The following is a 14,017-nucleotide window of genomic DNA, read 5'->3' as shown; positions in this document are numbered from 1 at the left end:
AATGGAAGCAAACATTTCGGTTCCTAACTATGAGCTACGTGGTTTTAGCTTATGGGGATTTCGTGATATGGCACAGTGTATGGATTTTTTGTTTGAGGGTGGTCAGGTCAAGCAAGGCACTCTGGTGGCGATGAATGCTGAAAAAATCCTGAATGCGGAAACCGATCCGGCACTGCATGGACTGCTTGACCAGGCAGAATATAAATACGCAGATGGTATCAGTATCGTGCGTTCGATCCGCCGTAAATATCCTGGTGCGCAGGTTTCCCGCGTGGCGGGGGCGGATTTGTGGGAAGCCATGATGCAACGGGCCGGGCAGGAGGGCACACCGGTGTTTCTGGTAGGGGGTAAACCAGATGTATTGGCGGAAACCGAGCAAAAGCTGCGTAACCAATGGAATGTTAATTTGGTGGGGAGCCAGGACGGTTACTTCAAGCCGGAACAGCGGGAAGCGCTGTTCGAACGCATTCGTGACAGTGGCGCGGCGATTGTCACTGTGGCTATGGGGTCGCCAAAACAGGAGATCCTGATGCGTGACTGCCGTGAGGTACATCCACAAGCGTTGTATATGGGCGTAGGCGGTACTTACGACGTGTTTACTGGTCATGTAAAGCGTGCCCCTAAGGTTTGGCAAAATCTTGGTTTGGAGTGGCTTTACCGCTTGCTCAGCCAACCAAGCCGTATTCGCCGTCAGTTGCGGTTGCTGAAATTTGTCGGTTATTACTATAGCGGCAAGATGTGAGCCCCTATTGGGCTTACCTCTTGTTTGCGGTTGTTTGCGGGTACGATGTGGGGAACCCAGGCAGCTAAAAAAGCCTTGAAGGGGCCTTTCTGCGGGTTGAGTGAACAAAGCGTAATCAAACGCACCATTTCTGAGAAAAAGCACTAGACAGGAAGGGTTTAAAACCGTAGTATCCCCACCCGCAACGGCGCTACGCGCCCGTAGCTCAGCTGGATAGAGCGCTGCCCTCCGGAGGCAGAGGTCTCAGGTTCGAATCCTGTCGGGCGCGCCATTAATTTTGTGCGCAGGAGCTGCGGTGGTATGATTACCGCGTGAAGTAAAGTATAACAAGTAACAAGTAACAATGGTGGCTATAGCTCAGTTGGTAGAGCCCTGGATTGTGATTCCAGTTGTCGTGGGTTCGAGTCCCATTAGCCACCCCATTTTACAGAGCATGACTAACGTAAAATGATGAATTAAAAGCTGTTTTGTGACTGTGCGAAGGTGGCGGAATTGGTAGACGCGCTAGCTTCAGGTGTTAGTGTTCTTACGGACGTGAGGGTTCAAGTCCCTCTCTTCGCACCACACAAAATGTCTAATAAATTTTAAGATTTACATAGACATAAGCTTAAAAATTCACTAGTATCAGCAACATCAAATCGGCGAGTAGCGCAGCTTGGTAGCGCAACTGGTTTGGGACCAGTGGGTCGGAGGTTCGAATCCTCTCTCGCCGACCAAATTCGAAAAAACCTGCTTTTTAGCAGGTTTTTTTTCGCCTGTCGTTTAAGAGGATGAGACAAAACAGCCTGGAGCAGTTTTGAACAACGCCCCAGGCGTTGGCCCCGTAAGGGGTGAGTACAGGATGTGCGTAATCACCTCCGAAAGAGGTTTGAGCTAATAAAGAAAATTCCCGGTGATCAGTTTCTCTGTTTTGTGATGTGGTAGATGCCATCATTTTAACGTTTACCCACACCAATGACGGTGACCGTGATAATGTCATCTTCAACGCAGTAAACTAGCCTATTATATCCCGCCCCGCGTAGCTTGATTTTATATTGGTCTTTGCGCCCATGTAGTTGTGCGGCAGGAATGCGTGGGTTTTCTAGCCGTTCTTTAAGTTTCTTTTTGAATTATTCCTGAAGGGTATGCCCCAGTTTTTTCCATTCTTTTAGGGCTGATTGATTAAATGCCAGCTTGTAGGTCATCAATATTGACCTCAATAACCGGTTCACCTGCTCGTTCATCAACTATCCGGCCCAACTCCTCATCCTCAAGCATTTCCATGAACTGTGCATAAAGAGCAGGGGGAACACAGTAAAAGGCGGGTTCGTTACGATTAAGAATGGCGACAGGCGCCCCTTCACCTGCATTGAAGGTTCCCATTGGATCACGCTTAAGTTCGGTAATACTTGCAGCAGTGGTGGTTAAAACTTGAAATGGCATGGTCTTACTCCTCTTATGTTGAATTTTTATTGTAGGTTATTTAATGGATCATTTAAAAGTGTCTTTAAAAGTGTTTTTCTTGCGGGGTAGTCGCTAGTCCTGGTTTACAGGCGGTTTTAGACGTTTACAGGTATGTGTTCATTAGCTGTGGCATCAGTAATAGTCATAGCCAAATCTGTAACGAGCATCGAAGCGATCAATCTCTTTCCAGCAGGAAGATGGGGATAAATTCTAACCTGTCTCCTTTTGTCGCTTATCTCTGGGTTTGCTGTCGCCAGTTTGAGACAGATAATACCATGATTTTAAACAATAAAATAAATTATCAATTATCTCGTCGTTTTAAGGAGACAAGCGGGGCACATTTGAGAATACCCGATAAACCGATTATTTTGGGGGAAGTTGGGGTTTAAATAAAAAAACATTAAAATTCATAAAGATAAATGATTTTATTTTAATCAGCACTCATTTTTCATAAGTTGGCATGCCAAGTGCATTATCTATTACGTAGATGCTCATTCCATTTCTTATGTTTGCCTTAGGCTTCATAAACCCAGGAATGATGCAGAGCCGATTTTAGGGTGCCTATTGTCCACCAGAACGATGAAAACGTTGCTTGCAACGACTCCATCACACTCCGGGCATAACGTTGAGTGAGGCACCGACTCAGTTGTCCTAGACCTGATTGCTTCTTTTAGACACTTACCTGATGGCAAGTGTCTTTTTTTTTGTCCTGCAGCCAGAGCAAAAAAAAGCTCAGCATTTGAGTGCTGAGCCATTCATTAGAGACCGACAGATTGATTACTCGCCGTTTTGCTTCAACGTCAGTATTAATCCTTCGCGGCGCATTTGCGCAGCTTCATCGGCTTGGTGTAGTTTATCCAGTGCATCGGCCAACCAGGCGTAATCATGCGCATCAGGGCGCTGTTGCAATGCAGCGCGGAATGCGTCACTGGCCTGCTGCCATTCACCCTCTTTCAACAGTAACTGGCCTAGTGTGCTGTTGAGTAATGGAGTCGCATCATGCAGTTTTATCTGCTGGCGCAAGGCTTTCTGCAACTGTTCCGGATGGTCAGATTTGAGGCGTGGGATCAGTAACACTAATCGGTCATCATACTGACGTTTCAGGCCACTGAGTACAATCTCTTGTGCCAGCTCATGATCATCACACTCAATCAGGTGTTCTACCATGGCGACCTGCAGTGAGACATCATGGCGTATTTTACGACTCTGATCTTTCCACCAACGCTTCAGCCCATCGCTCCCTTCATCTGCCATTGCCTGATTCATTAGACCGATATAAGCCTGTTGTTCTAGAGCCTGGATCTCTTCTTCGCTATGCAGCTTGATCTTGCTCATCGAAGGTAGAATGTCCAACAGAGACGTATAAGCGCCAGTGCTTAGATAAGCCTGCTCAGCAAGTCGCAACACTTCCGGGTGACGGGGGGCCAGATCCAGCAGACGGTCAACACCGTGCCGTGCTGCGTGGTTTTCCCCCTGAGCCAACTGGAGACGTACACGAGTAATATCTACGGGCAGTTGATCGGTATCGGCGGCCTCTGCGGCACGTTCCAGATACTGATTGGTACGGAACTGATCCCCACGTTGTTGGGCGGCTTCTGCGGCCAACAGGTAGTTCACTACCGGTTGTTCAGCGTGATCGGCATTGCGGGTCAGCAGTTTTTCAACCTGCTTGTAATCACCTTCTGCCAGCTTGAGCAATGCGGCTTTGGTTTGTTTGCGAGCACGGCTGCGTTTGCGGCCAACGAACCAGCCGCGTGTACGGGCACCGGTATGGAAAATACGGCGTAATATCCATTCAATGACAAACAGCACCAAGAATAGCAGGATCACCATAATCACCAGACCGGTGAGGCTGGTTTCAATATTGTAATTGTCAGTTTGGATCAGCACGTAACCTTGGTGACCGGCCAACATTGGCCCCACCACGACACTGGCAATTAGCACCAGGAATAGGAATAGCACGCGTAACATAGCTTATCCCTCCTGATGAGTAGCAGGTGCTTGGCTCAACAGATTACGCACCTCGGTCTGCATCAGTTTTTCCAGTAGAGGCTGGCTTTTGAGCTGACTCGGTACATCCATTGAAATTGATTGCTGGAGCAGACTATCCAACTCATCCAGAAACGCTTTGGTTGCTGGATCATTGGCATCGAAATAAGCGCGAACCCAGGTTGAAACGGTTTCCAGCGACTGTTTATATACCTCATTTTGGTGGCGAGGTATTGCCTGCGCGGCGATCAACAAGCGCGAACGGATATTTTCACGCAGATAGATATCTTGATTCGGTGCCAATAACGGTTCAGCACCGCTATCGCGGCGGCGGATGGAAATAAAGTCCGCCATAAACGTATGCCAGCTCTTGGTCAGGTTTTGGCGCCATTCGCTCAGTGAGCCCGACAGTTGACTGTCGTTCTGTTCCATAGGATGTCCATCACGCTGGTTATCTGCCAGACGCAGATTATCCACTTGGTTCGATAGCTGGTTAACTTTCAGAATGAGGCCATCAAAATCAACTTGGCTTACCGCGGCGAGTGACGAAATATCCTCGGTAATGGCTCGGCGGATCTCAATCAAACTGGGGTCGTTCATTTCCGCCAGGCTGGCATCGGCGCTTTTCAGCAGCGTGGCAGCGGTCGTAATGTCCTGATCATTCCATAGTTTGCGACCCGCCATTTTTATCAGGAAGTCAGCCTGAGCCAGTAACCAGGTTTTGGCATCATTACCGGAGAGAGTGGCGACTTTGTCATGCAATTCATTCAATTTACGGCCTAATGCCGCTTGTTCACCACTGGTGGCATCCAGCGCTTTGGCCTGCTGTTGTACCAAACCTTCTAGCGTACTCTTTTCCTGTTGCTGGTTCTGTTGCAACTGCGTCAACTGTTGCTGCAATGCCTGGTTTGCGGCTATCAACGCCTGGGCTTGCTGGTGCGTGTGATAATAGCCTCCCACTCCCAGTGCGATGACCAGCACGATAGCAATTGCCCCCAGTACCGGGCCGCTACCGCTTTTACTTTTCCGGCTGTCAGTCTCTGGTTGCTGGACTCTCTCGGCCACCGGGGTTGGCTCTTCAACCGGGGCGGATGGAGTATTTTGTTCCGTCATAGTGGCACATCCCATAGTCAGGTTATTGTTGCGCGTATCAGCGCGTCATTATCTGCGTTGTCAGCTACCCGAATTGAGCGCCATCCCAATGCTTGGGCGAGGGTAGCCAGACGTTCACTAACAACTATCAAGTGGCACTGTAATAGCCAAGAAGAACGATAGAAGTCAGGAACTAATGTATAAAGTCGTTGTAACATTTCACCACTGGTGACGATCAGTGTATCGACCCCCGCCCGTTGCCAGTGAGCACTTTGTTCGTTGCCATCGTAGTGAATCGGGCAACGTTGATAACATTCATAATAGCTCACCCCCGCGCCCCGCTCAGCCAAGGTATCGCCAAGGAGCTCCCGGCCCCCGTTGCCGCGCATGATCAGCACCTGTTTACCTGCGAGCTGCTGTAATTCAGGCAACTGCAGCAGGACTTCGCTGATTTCGCGTTCACGCGGGTACTCTACCGAGCGACTACTGATATGGTGTAACGCCAGTGCAGTAGTACGACCAATAGCATAATAGGACAAGTGGGCTGGCCATTGAAGTCCAGCACGGTTGATCACTGAGCTGGCATAGCTTACCGCATGTTGCGACAAAGCGAATACCAGATCACCCGTTTTCAGTTGCAATAGTGCCTGAGGCAATGTGATCAGATCGCCGCCAGGAGCGAAATCGATCAATGGCGCATGATAAGCCACCCGGCCAAGCGCACTCAGGCGACTGACCAATTGTTCTCCGTTAGGGGAGGGGCGGGTTACCAGAATGGTCATAGGGCGGGATATCCTTGATAAACCTCATGCAGGATCTCTCGGGCACCGGCGGCCAGGAGTTCTTCAGCCAGTTCCACCCCCATCTGTTCGGCCATCGCTGCTGGGCCACGGCGTTCCCCACGTACTATTTGGCTACCGTCGGGTCTACCCACCAGGGCACGCAACCACAGTTGCTCCCCCGTCAGTTCCGCATAGCTACCAATGGGCACTTGGCAGCCCCCTTCCAGGCGGGTATTCATCGCCCGTTCCGCTCGGACACGGATTTCGGATTCATGGTGATTGAGCGGGGCCAGTAAGGCGCGCGTTATCTCATCATCAAGGCGACATTCAATACCCACCGCGCCCTGACCCACCGCAGGTAAGGATTGCTCGGGGCTGATTGGGCTGCTTAGACGCTGTTCCAGGCCCAGGCGCTTGAGCCCGGCGACAGCCAATATAATGGCGTCGTACTCACCCTTATCCAGTTTCGCCAACCGGGTACCGACGTTACCACGCAGATCACACACCACCAGATCAGGGCGACGTTGGCGCAACTGACACTGCCGACGTAGGCTGGAGGTGCCGACCCGGCTCCCCAGGGGGAGTTGTTCGAGCGAGGCAAAATGGTTGGAAACGAATGCATCGCGCGGATCGTCACGTTCACAAATGGTGACCAACCCCAGACCAGCCGGAAAATCGACCGGAACATCTTTCATTGAGTGCACAGCGATATCTGCCCGCCCTTCCAACAGAGCCAGCTCAAGTTCTTTGACAAACAACCCTTTTCCACCCACCTTGGCCAACGGCGTATCTAAAATAATATCGCCGCGAGTGACCATGGGCACCAGTTCTACCTGCAAACCGGGATGATTATCCAGTAAATGCTGGCGAACATAATGTGCCTGCCAGAGAGCCAGCGGGCTTTGGCGGGTAGCAATTCGAACAATCTTGTCTAGCATGCGGATTACCATTTTTATTACTCGCTCTCCATCCTACCACTGAGTAGCGGGCTGTGTCCTTAGCCGTCATAGGCAATTAACCACACAATTTGAAGTGGCTACCCCGCTTCGGAGGATTTTAACGCAGCGTGTTCTCTTTAGCTGCTTTACGGTCAATCAGCAAGATGTTAGATTGATCACGTTTCCGATAATAAGTCGTCAAATACTTATCTAATACTAAAGACGCACCGGGAATATGGTTTTTTTTCAAGTATCGGCACAATCAGGCGAGACGTCTTGTACCTCTACATCGAGACACTGAAACAAAGACTGGATGCGATCAACCAATTACGTGTTGAGCGCGCTCTGGCAGCCATGAAGCCTGCGTTCCAACGGGTCTATAGTCTGCTGCCTACATTATTGCACCATCATCATCCATTGTTGCCTGGCTACCTGAATGGTAACGTTCCACATGGTATTTGCCTCTACACCCCCGATGAAACTCAACAAAACTATCTCAATGATTTAGAAGATAAATGGGGAAGCCCTTTTGAAGTGATGGCTTCAGGGGAACTGCCGATCACCGGTCTCTATTCCATGGGGAGTACCTCCTCAATCGGTCAGAGTTGTACTTCAGACCTGGATATTTGGGTGTGTCACCAATCTTGGCTTGATAACGAAGAACGTCACTGCCTGCAACAAAAATGCACCTTACTGGAAAAATGGGCGGCTTCGATGGGTGTAGAAGTCAGCTTCTTCCTGATCGATGAAAACCGTTTCCGTCATAATGAAAGTGGCAGTCTTAGTGGTGAGGATTGCGGTTCAACCCAGCACATTCTGTTGCTGGATGAATTTTATCGCACTGCCGTTCGCCTGGCAGGGAAACGCATCTTGTGGAACATGGTGCCAAGCGAAGAAGAAGAACACTACGATGAATATGTTTTGTCGCTGTATGCGCAGGGAACACTAACTCCCAATGAGTGGCTCGATCTTGGTGGGTTGGGTACCCTGTCGGCAGAAGAGTACTTTGGTGCCAGCCTGTGGCAATTGTATAAGAGTATTGACTCCCCCTATAAAGCGGTGTTGAAAACCCTATTACTTGAAGCCTATTCATGGGAATACCCGAATACTCAGTTATTGGCGATGGATATCAAACACCACCTACACCAAGGGGAAATCGTCTGCTTTGGCCTTGATGCCTACTGTATGATGCTCGACCGTGTCACTCACTATCTGACGCAAATCAATGACACTACCCGCCTTGATTTGGCTCGTCGCTGCTTCTACTTAAAGGTGTGCGAAAAATTATCGTCGTCCAATGTGGCGGATATCCCCTGGCGACGTGAAATTCTTGGTCAACTGGTGAGTGAATGGGGGTGGAGTGAACAGCGGTTGGCGGTCCTCGATAGTCGCGCTGACTGGAAGATCGAGACGGTGCGTGAGGCGCATAACGAGCTGTTGGATGCGATGATGCAGAGTTACCGCAACCTGATCCGTTTTGCCCGTCGCAATAATCTCAGTATCAGTGCCAGTCCCCAGGATATCGGGGTGCTGACGCGTAAACTGTATGCGGCCTTTGAGGCATTACCGGGTAAAGTGACGTTGGTGAACCCACAGATCTCTCCGGATCTGTCAGAAAGCGACTTAACTTTCATTCACGTGCCTGTTGGTCGCGCCAATCGCACTGGTTGGTATCTGTACAATCAGGCACCCGAAATGAGGGCTATAGTCAGCCATCAGCCACTAGAATATAACCGTTATCTTAACAAGTTGGTGGCTTGGGCCTACTTTAACGGCTTGCTGGCGCCACAAACGCGTTTGCATATCAAGAGCAGTGATATCTGCGACTTAGCAAAACTGAACGAATTGGTGGCTGATGTTTCACACCATTTCCCCCTACGATTGGCGGCACCCACCCCAAAAGCACTCTACAGTCCTTGTGAGATCCGTCATTTGGCGATCATCGTCAATCTGGAACAGGATCCGACGGTCGCTTTCCGCAATCAAGTGGTCCATTTTGATTTCCGCAAGTTGGATGTATTCAGTTTTGGTCAACAACAGCAGTGTCTGGTGGGGAGTATTGACCTGCTCTATCGTAACTCATGGAATGAAGTGCGCACTTTGCATTTTAGTGGTGAGCAGTCGGTGCTTGAGGCGTTGAAAACCATTCTTGGCAAGATGCATCAGGATGCGTCACCACCGGAAACCGTGGAGGTGTTCTGTTACAGTCAGCACTTGCGTGGCTTGATTCGTACCCGTATTCAGCAGTTGGTTTCCGAGTGTATTGAATTACGCCTCTCCAGTACCCGTCTTGAGCCCGGGCGGTTTAAAGCGGTGCGTGTTGCTGGGCAAACCTGGGGGCTGTTTTTTGAACGCCTGAGTGTGTCGGTACAAAAACTGGAAAATGCGGTGGAGTTCTATGGGGCGATCTCCAACAATAAACTGCATGGCTTGTCGATCAAAGTGGAAACGGATCAGTTGCATTTGCCACCGGTCATTGATGGTTTTGCCAGCGAGGGGATTATTCAGTTCTTCTTTGAAGATTTAACCGGCCAGCAAGGCTTTAATATCTATATTTTGGATGAATCTAATCGGGTGGAGGCTTATCACCACTGCGAGGGAAGCAAAGAGGAGTTGGTGCGTGATGTCAGCCGTTTCTATTCCTCTTCCCATGATCGTTTTACCTACGGTTCCAGCTTTATTAATTTCAACTTGCCGCAATTTTATCAGATTGTACAACTCGATGGGCGGACTCAGGTGATCCCATTCCGCAGTAATGCCTTATCCAGTTTGTGCGTGACTATGTCTGACGGTAACCCTGTCCCGCCTCTGGAACAGCAATTCCAGTTACATTGATTTTATCGGTAGGCTTTCAACGAAGCTGATGGCGGCGGCGAGACGTTGTGCTCGGCGTGTGTTGTCACCGTAGGCGTGTGTTGTCACCGTAAATGTTATAAGACGCAGGAACCCAACCAGGCAAGGTTCTTCCCCTTGAGATCATGTGAATGATCCCCGGAATAGCCAATGCTCAGTGGTCTTTGCTTTGACCTGGCCGAATCAGTATCCCATTGTCACGGGTGCCCCATAACACGGGTTTATCACGGGGCCGGTGAGGTATCGGCCCCAGCCTAATCAAACAAAACTGACCGCTTCACCCGCCTGAGCACTGGTTGCCTCAGTGAGTAACGAGAAAAATGCCTCTCCGCTGCGGTCACAGAGCCAAACACCCTGATGGTAATTAAAATGGTAGCCTGCCGTTTTGGTGGCCAGCCACACTTGATGCAGCGGTTCCTGGCGGTTGATAACAATTTTGCTGCCGTTTTCGAAACTCAGCGTCATTACGCCACCTTGTGTTTGGTAATCAATATCCGCATCCCCGGTAAAATTATCCAAGGTTTCTTCAATTTTCAGCATCAATTGGTCGGCTAATTGATGAAACTCGCTATCGTTCATTATCGATTCCTATTGCTTTTCATGATCCACCTGCGATTATAGTAATCTTGGACGCATGAATTACAGGCATTAATGCAAATGAAAAAACAATTACGCTATGTATTACTGGGCATGATGTTGGCAGGGCTGACTGGCTGTGGTCTGAAAGGCCCACTCTATTTTCCGCCGCAAGACAAACCGGCAACACCACCGACCACCAACACGGATAAGGTCAGTAAAAACCAGCAGCAACCTGCCGGTACGCAGCAGCAGCCGTCAATGAACGACCCGCAGTGATGGGTTTACGCTGGCAGCAGCCCAAGTGGAGACCAGAAGGATTTTAGTCGCCGCCTGCCTGCAACTTGAATGACGACGGGTAGTGCGTCCAGATAGCGGAGTATGATATGCAGTTCTCCAAAATGCACGGTTTGGGTAATGATTTTATGGTGGTTGATGCCGTTACCCAGAATGTTTACTTTTCACCTGAGCTGATCCGCCGTTTAGCGGATCGGCATTTGGGTATTGGCTTTGACCAAATGTTGGTGGTAGAGCCCCCTTACGATCCTGATCTTGATTTCCATTACCGTATTTTTAATGCCGATGGCAGTGAAGTGGCACAATGTGGTAACGGTGCTCGTTGTTTCGCTCGCTTTGTCAGATTAAAGGGGTTGACGGGCAAGCGTGATATTCGGGTCAGCACCCAAACTGGCCGCATGGTGTTGAGTGTGACCGACGATGATCGGGTGTGCGTCAATATGGGGGAACCGAACTTCGACCCGCAGATAGTGCCGTTTCGTGCCAGCAAAGCGGAAAAAACCTACATCATGCGCGCTGCTGAACATACCGTGTTATGTGGTGTGGTTTCTATGGGAAATCCGCACTGTGTGATACAGGTTGATGATGTACAAACGGCCAAAGTGGAGCTATTGGGGCCGGTGCTGGAAGGGCATGAGCGTTTTCCAGAGCGGGCGAACATTGGTTTTATGCAAGTGGTCAGCCAGCAACATATCAGGTTGCGGGTTTATGAGCGTGGCGCTGGCGAAACACAAGCCTGCGGTAGTGGTGCCTGTGCTGCGGTGGCGGTGGGGATCCAACAGGAGTTACTGTCAGAAGAGGTGCAGGTGGACCTGCCTGGTGGCAGTTTGTATATCAGTTGGAAAGGGCCAGGACATCCACTATTTATGACTGGCCCAGCCACGCATGTTTATGACGGATTTATTCATCTATGAAGCCCATTGACGTATGAAACGTATCGAAGAGCAGGCAGTGGCAGGCATTGAGCTTGATGACGACACCGTGATGCAATACCTGTCACTCAATCCCGATTTCTTTATCCGCAATGCACGCCAGGTAGAGCAGATGCGGGTGCCTCATCCTGTGCGAGATTCAGTTTCGTTAGTGGAATGGCAACTGGCACGTCAGCGTAACCATATCACTCGGCTGGAAGAAGAGATCACCTTGTTGATGGAGCAGGCTCGCGCTAATGAAATGCTGTTCGAGCGATTGCTACATTTGCAGGGGGATTTAGCGACAGCCAGTTGCCTGCAAGATATGCTGAACCGCTTGCAGCGTTGGGCTCGGGAATTCGGCTTGGCGGGCGCCAATATCCGCCTGTTTACTGATCGCTGGAAGATTGGGGCACCGTCGGATTTTACTCATCTTGGTCTGGTGCGTTCCGCATTTGAACCGTTGCGTATTCAACGTTTGGGCAGTCAGCATCATTACCTGGGGACGCTCAATGGGCCAGAGCTGTTATTGCTATTACCGCAGGCGAAGCAAATTGGTTCCGTCGCCCTCTCATTATTAGGGGAACAGGGGGAGCTGGGTATGGTGATCTTCAGTAGCCGTGATGCGCAACACTATCAGCCAGGGATGGGCACCGCGATGCTGGGTCAACTGGCCTCTATGCTGCCAGAATTGCTGGAACGCTGGATAGAGCGGATATGACCCCCAGTGTGGCGAGCCTGCAGCAGCCGGTAGACGCGTTTTTACGCTACTTGAAGGTTGAGCGCCAGCTTAGCCCGTTGACTCAAATCAGTTATCAGCGCCAGTTATCAGCCTTGATCAGTATGGTGATTGAACTGGGCGTCAGTGAATGGCCGATGCTTGATGCAGCCAGAGTGCGCCAACTGGCGGTACGCAGCAAACGTGCCGGGCTCCATGCTTCCAGCCTGGCGCTACGTCTTTCAGCCCTGCGGAGCTTTCTTGATTGGCTGGTCAGTAAGGGCGTGTTGAGTGCCAACCCGGCAAAGGGCATCCGCACACCCCGTAGTGGTCGCCATTTACCTAAAAATATGGATGTTGATGAAGTTAACCAACTACTGGAGATTGACCTTAACGATCCGTTAGCCGTACGTGACCGCGCGATGCTTGAGGTGATGTATGGTGCCGGGCTGCGTCTTGCCGAGCTGGTGGGGCTGGATTGCCGCCATATGGATTTGGTCGCAGGTGAAATCTGGGTGATGGGGAAGGGCAGTAAAGAGCGAAAATTACCGCTAGGCCGCACGGCAGTCACTTGGTTGCAGCATTGGTTGGCGCTGCGAGATCTGTTTGCACCACTGGATGATGCGGTATTTCTCTCCAACCAGGGTAAACGTATCTCGGCACGCAATGTGCAAAAGCGCTTTGCCGAATGGGGCGTCAAACAGGGGGTTAACAGCCATGTCCATCCGCATAAACTACGCCACTCCTTTGCTACCCATATGCTGGAGTCCAGTGGGGATTTGCGTGCAGTGCAGGAGTTGCTTGGCCATGCCAACTTGACCACCACACAAATTTATACCCACCTCGACTTTCAACATCTGGCAAATGTCTATGATGCTGCTCATCCACGAGCCAAACGGGGGAAATCCTGATGCATTTTTACCGTCCGCTGCGTCCGTTGGCTGCGCTCACTTTCGATTTGGATGATACGCTGTACGATAATCGCCCGGTGATCAAACAGGCAGAACAACAATCGATCGCCTTTTTGCAAAATTACCATCCCGGGTTGAGCCATTTTCAATCGGTGGATTTTTACCGCTTGCGTCAGGAACTGCGTGAGCAGGAACCTGAGATTTATCACGACGTGACTCAGTGGCGTTGGCGGGCCGTACATCTGGCACTGAGCCGCCAGGGATTGCGTGATGCCCAGGCCACCATTGGTGCGGATGCCGCCATGCAGAACTTTGCGTTGTGGCGCAGCTGTATCGAGATACCAGAAACCACTCATACCACGCTCCAGGCACTGGCGCGGCACTACCCGCTGGTGGCGATCACCAATGGTAATGTGGATCCGGCGCTGTGCGGGTTGGCGGGTTATTTTCAGTTTGTGCTGCGTTCCGGGCCAGATGGTCGCGCCAAGCCGTATCAGGATATGTATCAGTTAGCCGCACAGCGGTTGGCAATGGCCCCAGAGCAGATTTTGCATGTGGGCGATGACCTGACAACCGATGTGGCGGGAGCATTGCGTGCTGGCCTGCAAGCTTGCTGGATCAACGACCGCCAACGTAGCCTGATGCAGGCTGATGATAGCCGCTTGCTTCCCCATATCGAAATTTCTCAATTGGCATCGTTGACCGCCTTGTTATCTTGATGGTCATGGGTGGCCCCGATTCAGTCAGTGAAAAGCAACGGCGCAG

13 protein-coding genes, 4 tRNA genes and 1 pseudogene are annotated in these 14,017 nt (G+C 50.7%); 11 read left to right on the top strand and 7 right to left on the bottom strand.

Translation table 11 applies throughout. From position 1 onward, the window contains the following. Position 1 precedes the first annotated feature (1 nt). The 5 genes from wecG to IO95_RS02950 all read left to right on the top strand — a co-directional run bounded on the left by wecG (position 2) and on the right by IO95_RS02950 (position 1,458). Positions 2-742, top strand: a complete 741-nt coding sequence (wecG, locus tag IO95_RS02970; protein ID WP_023489399.1) for a lipopolysaccharide N-acetylmannosaminouronosyltransferase — start codon at positions 2-4, stop codon at positions 740-742. 194 nt (positions 743-936) lie between these two features. Further along, a tRNA-Arg gene (locus IO95_RS02965) sits at positions 937-1,013 on the top strand. Positions 1,014-1,088: 75 nt separating this feature from the next. Next, positions 1,089-1,164, top strand: a tRNA-His gene (locus IO95_RS02960). Between the two features lie 55 nt (positions 1,165-1,219). Further along, positions 1,220-1,306, top strand: a tRNA-Leu gene (locus IO95_RS02955). A gap of 75 nt (positions 1,307-1,381) precedes the next feature. After that, positions 1,382-1,458, top strand: a tRNA-Pro gene (locus IO95_RS02950). A gap of 219 nt (positions 1,459-1,677) precedes the next feature. Here IO95_RS02950 and IO95_RS24965 read toward each other — a convergent pair. The 6 genes and pseudogenes from IO95_RS24965 to hemC all read right to left on the bottom strand — a co-directional run bounded on the left by IO95_RS24965 (position 1,678) and on the right by hemC (position 6,986). Beyond that, a pseudogene (locus IO95_RS24965) lies at positions 1,678-1,926 on the bottom strand (type II toxin-antitoxin system RelE/ParE family toxin). Next, positions 1,904-2,164 carry a type II toxin-antitoxin system Phd/YefM family antitoxin gene (locus IO95_RS02945; protein ID WP_023489400.1) on the bottom strand — a complete coding sequence of 87 codons (261 nt, stop codon included), beginning with the start codon at positions 2,162-2,164 and terminating at the stop codon, positions 1,904-1,906. The pseudogene IO95_RS24965 and the gene IO95_RS02945 overlap by 23 nt, the downstream one beginning before the upstream one ends. 798 nt (positions 2,165-2,962) lie before the next feature. Continuing rightward, on the bottom strand, positions 2,963-4,156 hold the full coding sequence (hemY, locus tag IO95_RS02940) for a protoheme IX biogenesis protein HemY (RefSeq protein ID WP_023489402.1): 1,194 nt from the start codon (positions 4,154-4,156) through the stop codon (positions 2,963-2,965). Between the two features lie 3 nt (positions 4,157-4,159). Continuing rightward, positions 4,160-5,287, bottom strand: a complete 1,128-nt coding sequence (hemX, locus tag IO95_RS02935; protein WP_023489403.1) for a uroporphyrinogen-III C-methyltransferase — start codon at positions 5,285-5,287, stop codon at positions 4,160-4,162. Positions 5,288-5,304: 17 nt separating this feature from the next. Further along, on the bottom strand, positions 5,305-6,048 hold the full coding sequence (hemD, locus tag IO95_RS02930; protein WP_023489404.1) for a uroporphyrinogen-III synthase: 744 nt from the start codon (positions 6,046-6,048) through the stop codon (positions 5,305-5,307). Next, complete coding sequence (gene hemC, locus IO95_RS02925; RefSeq protein WP_037383788.1) at positions 6,045-6,986, bottom strand: hydroxymethylbilane synthase; 942 nt, start codon at positions 6,984-6,986, stop codon at positions 6,045-6,047. Before hemC ends, hemD begins: the two co-directional genes overlap by 4 nt. A gap of 276 nt (positions 6,987-7,262) precedes the next feature. Here hemC and IO95_RS02920 point away from each other — a divergent pair, with 276 nt between their 5' ends. Then, entirely contained in the window at positions 7,263-9,821 is a 2,559-nt protein-coding gene (locus tag IO95_RS02920) for a class I adenylate cyclase (RefSeq protein WP_037383744.1), read from the top strand. Positions 9,822-10,097: 276 nt separating this feature from the next. Here IO95_RS02920 and cyaY read toward each other — a convergent pair whose 3' ends face one another. Next, a complete protein-coding gene (cyaY, locus tag IO95_RS02915) occupies positions 10,098-10,418 on the bottom strand; it encodes an iron donor protein CyaY (RefSeq protein ID WP_023489769.1) in 321 nt (106 codons plus the stop codon). A 78-nt stretch (positions 10,419-10,496) separates the two neighbouring features. Here cyaY and IO95_RS02910 point away from each other — a divergent pair, with 78 nt between their 5' ends. The 5 genes from IO95_RS02910 (at position 10,497) to yigB (ending at position 13,971) form a co-directional block, all read left to right on the top strand. Continuing rightward, positions 10,497-10,694 (top strand): lipoprotein, encoded by a 198-nt coding sequence (locus IO95_RS02910; RefSeq protein ID WP_037383741.1) that lies wholly within the window; start codon positions 10,497-10,499, stop codon positions 10,692-10,694. A 107-nt stretch (positions 10,695-10,801) separates the two neighbouring features. Beyond that, positions 10,802-11,626: a diaminopimelate epimerase gene (dapF, locus tag IO95_RS02905; RefSeq protein ID WP_023489771.1), complete on the top strand. Its 825-nt coding sequence runs from the start codon at positions 10,802-10,804 to the stop codon at positions 11,624-11,626. A 13-nt stretch (positions 11,627-11,639) separates the two neighbouring features. Next, positions 11,640-12,344, top strand: a complete 705-nt coding sequence (locus IO95_RS02900) for a DUF484 domain-containing protein (protein ID WP_023489772.1) — start codon at positions 11,640-11,642, stop codon at positions 12,342-12,344. Then, positions 12,341-13,252, top strand: a complete 912-nt coding sequence (gene xerC, locus IO95_RS02895) for a tyrosine recombinase XerC (protein WP_023489773.1) — start codon at positions 12,341-12,343, stop codon at positions 13,250-13,252. Before IO95_RS02900 ends, xerC begins: the two co-directional genes overlap by 4 nt. Further along, positions 13,252-13,971, top strand: coding sequence for a 5-amino-6-(5-phospho-D-ribitylamino)uracil phosphatase YigB (gene yigB / locus IO95_RS02890; RefSeq protein ID WP_023489774.1), 720 nt, complete (start codon positions 13,252-13,254; stop codon positions 13,969-13,971). Before xerC ends, yigB begins: the two co-directional genes overlap by 1 nt. The last annotated feature ends 46 nt before the right edge of the window (positions 13,972-14,017 follow it).

This window comes from Serratia sp. DD3, from assembly GCF_000496755.2.
The sequence above is the reverse complement of the archived record's forward strand: the minus strand, read 5'-3'. Positions and strand labels throughout refer to the sequence as shown.

What these genes read in the sequence shown, in the direction of transcription:
- hemX (WP_023489403.1), bottom strand. Translation starts at nt 5,287, where the DNA reads ATGACGGAACAAAATACTCCATCCGCCCCGGTTGAAGAGCCAACCCCG.
- dapF (WP_023489771.1), top strand. Translation starts at nt 10,802, where the DNA reads ATGCAGTTCTCCAAAATGCACGGTTTGGGTAATGATTTTATGGTGGTT.
- yigB (WP_023489774.1), top strand. Translation starts at nt 13,252, where the DNA reads ATGCATTTTTACCGTCCGCTGCGTCCGTTGGCTGCGCTCACTTTCGAT.
- IO95_RS02910 (WP_037383741.1), top strand. Translation starts at nt 10,497, where the DNA reads ATGAAAAAACAATTACGCTATGTATTACTGGGCATGATGTTGGCAGGG.
- hemY (WP_023489402.1), bottom strand. Translation starts at nt 4,156, where the DNA reads ATGTTACGCGTGCTATTCCTATTCCTGGTGCTAATTGCCAGTGTCGTG.
- xerC (WP_023489773.1), top strand. Translation starts at nt 12,341, where the DNA reads ATGACCCCCAGTGTGGCGAGCCTGCAGCAGCCGGTAGACGCGTTTTTA.
- cyaY (WP_023489769.1), bottom strand. Translation starts at nt 10,418, where the DNA reads ATGAACGATAGCGAGTTTCATCAATTAGCCGACCAATTGATGCTGAAA.
- hemD (WP_023489404.1), bottom strand. Translation starts at nt 6,048, where the DNA reads ATGACCATTCTGGTAACCCGCCCCTCCCCTAACGGAGAACAATTGGTC.
- IO95_RS02945 (WP_023489400.1), bottom strand. Translation starts at nt 2,164, where the DNA reads ATGCCATTTCAAGTTTTAACCACCACTGCTGCAAGTATTACCGAACTT.
- hemC (WP_037383788.1), bottom strand. Translation starts at nt 6,986, where the DNA reads ATGCTAGACAAGATTGTTCGAATTGCTACCCGCCAAAGCCCGCTGGCT.
- wecG (WP_023489399.1), top strand. Translation starts at nt 2, where the DNA reads ATGGAAGCAAACATTTCGGTTCCTAACTATGAGCTACGTGGTTTTAGC.
- IO95_RS02900 (WP_023489772.1), top strand. Translation starts at nt 11,640, where the DNA reads ATGAAACGTATCGAAGAGCAGGCAGTGGCAGGCATTGAGCTTGATGAC.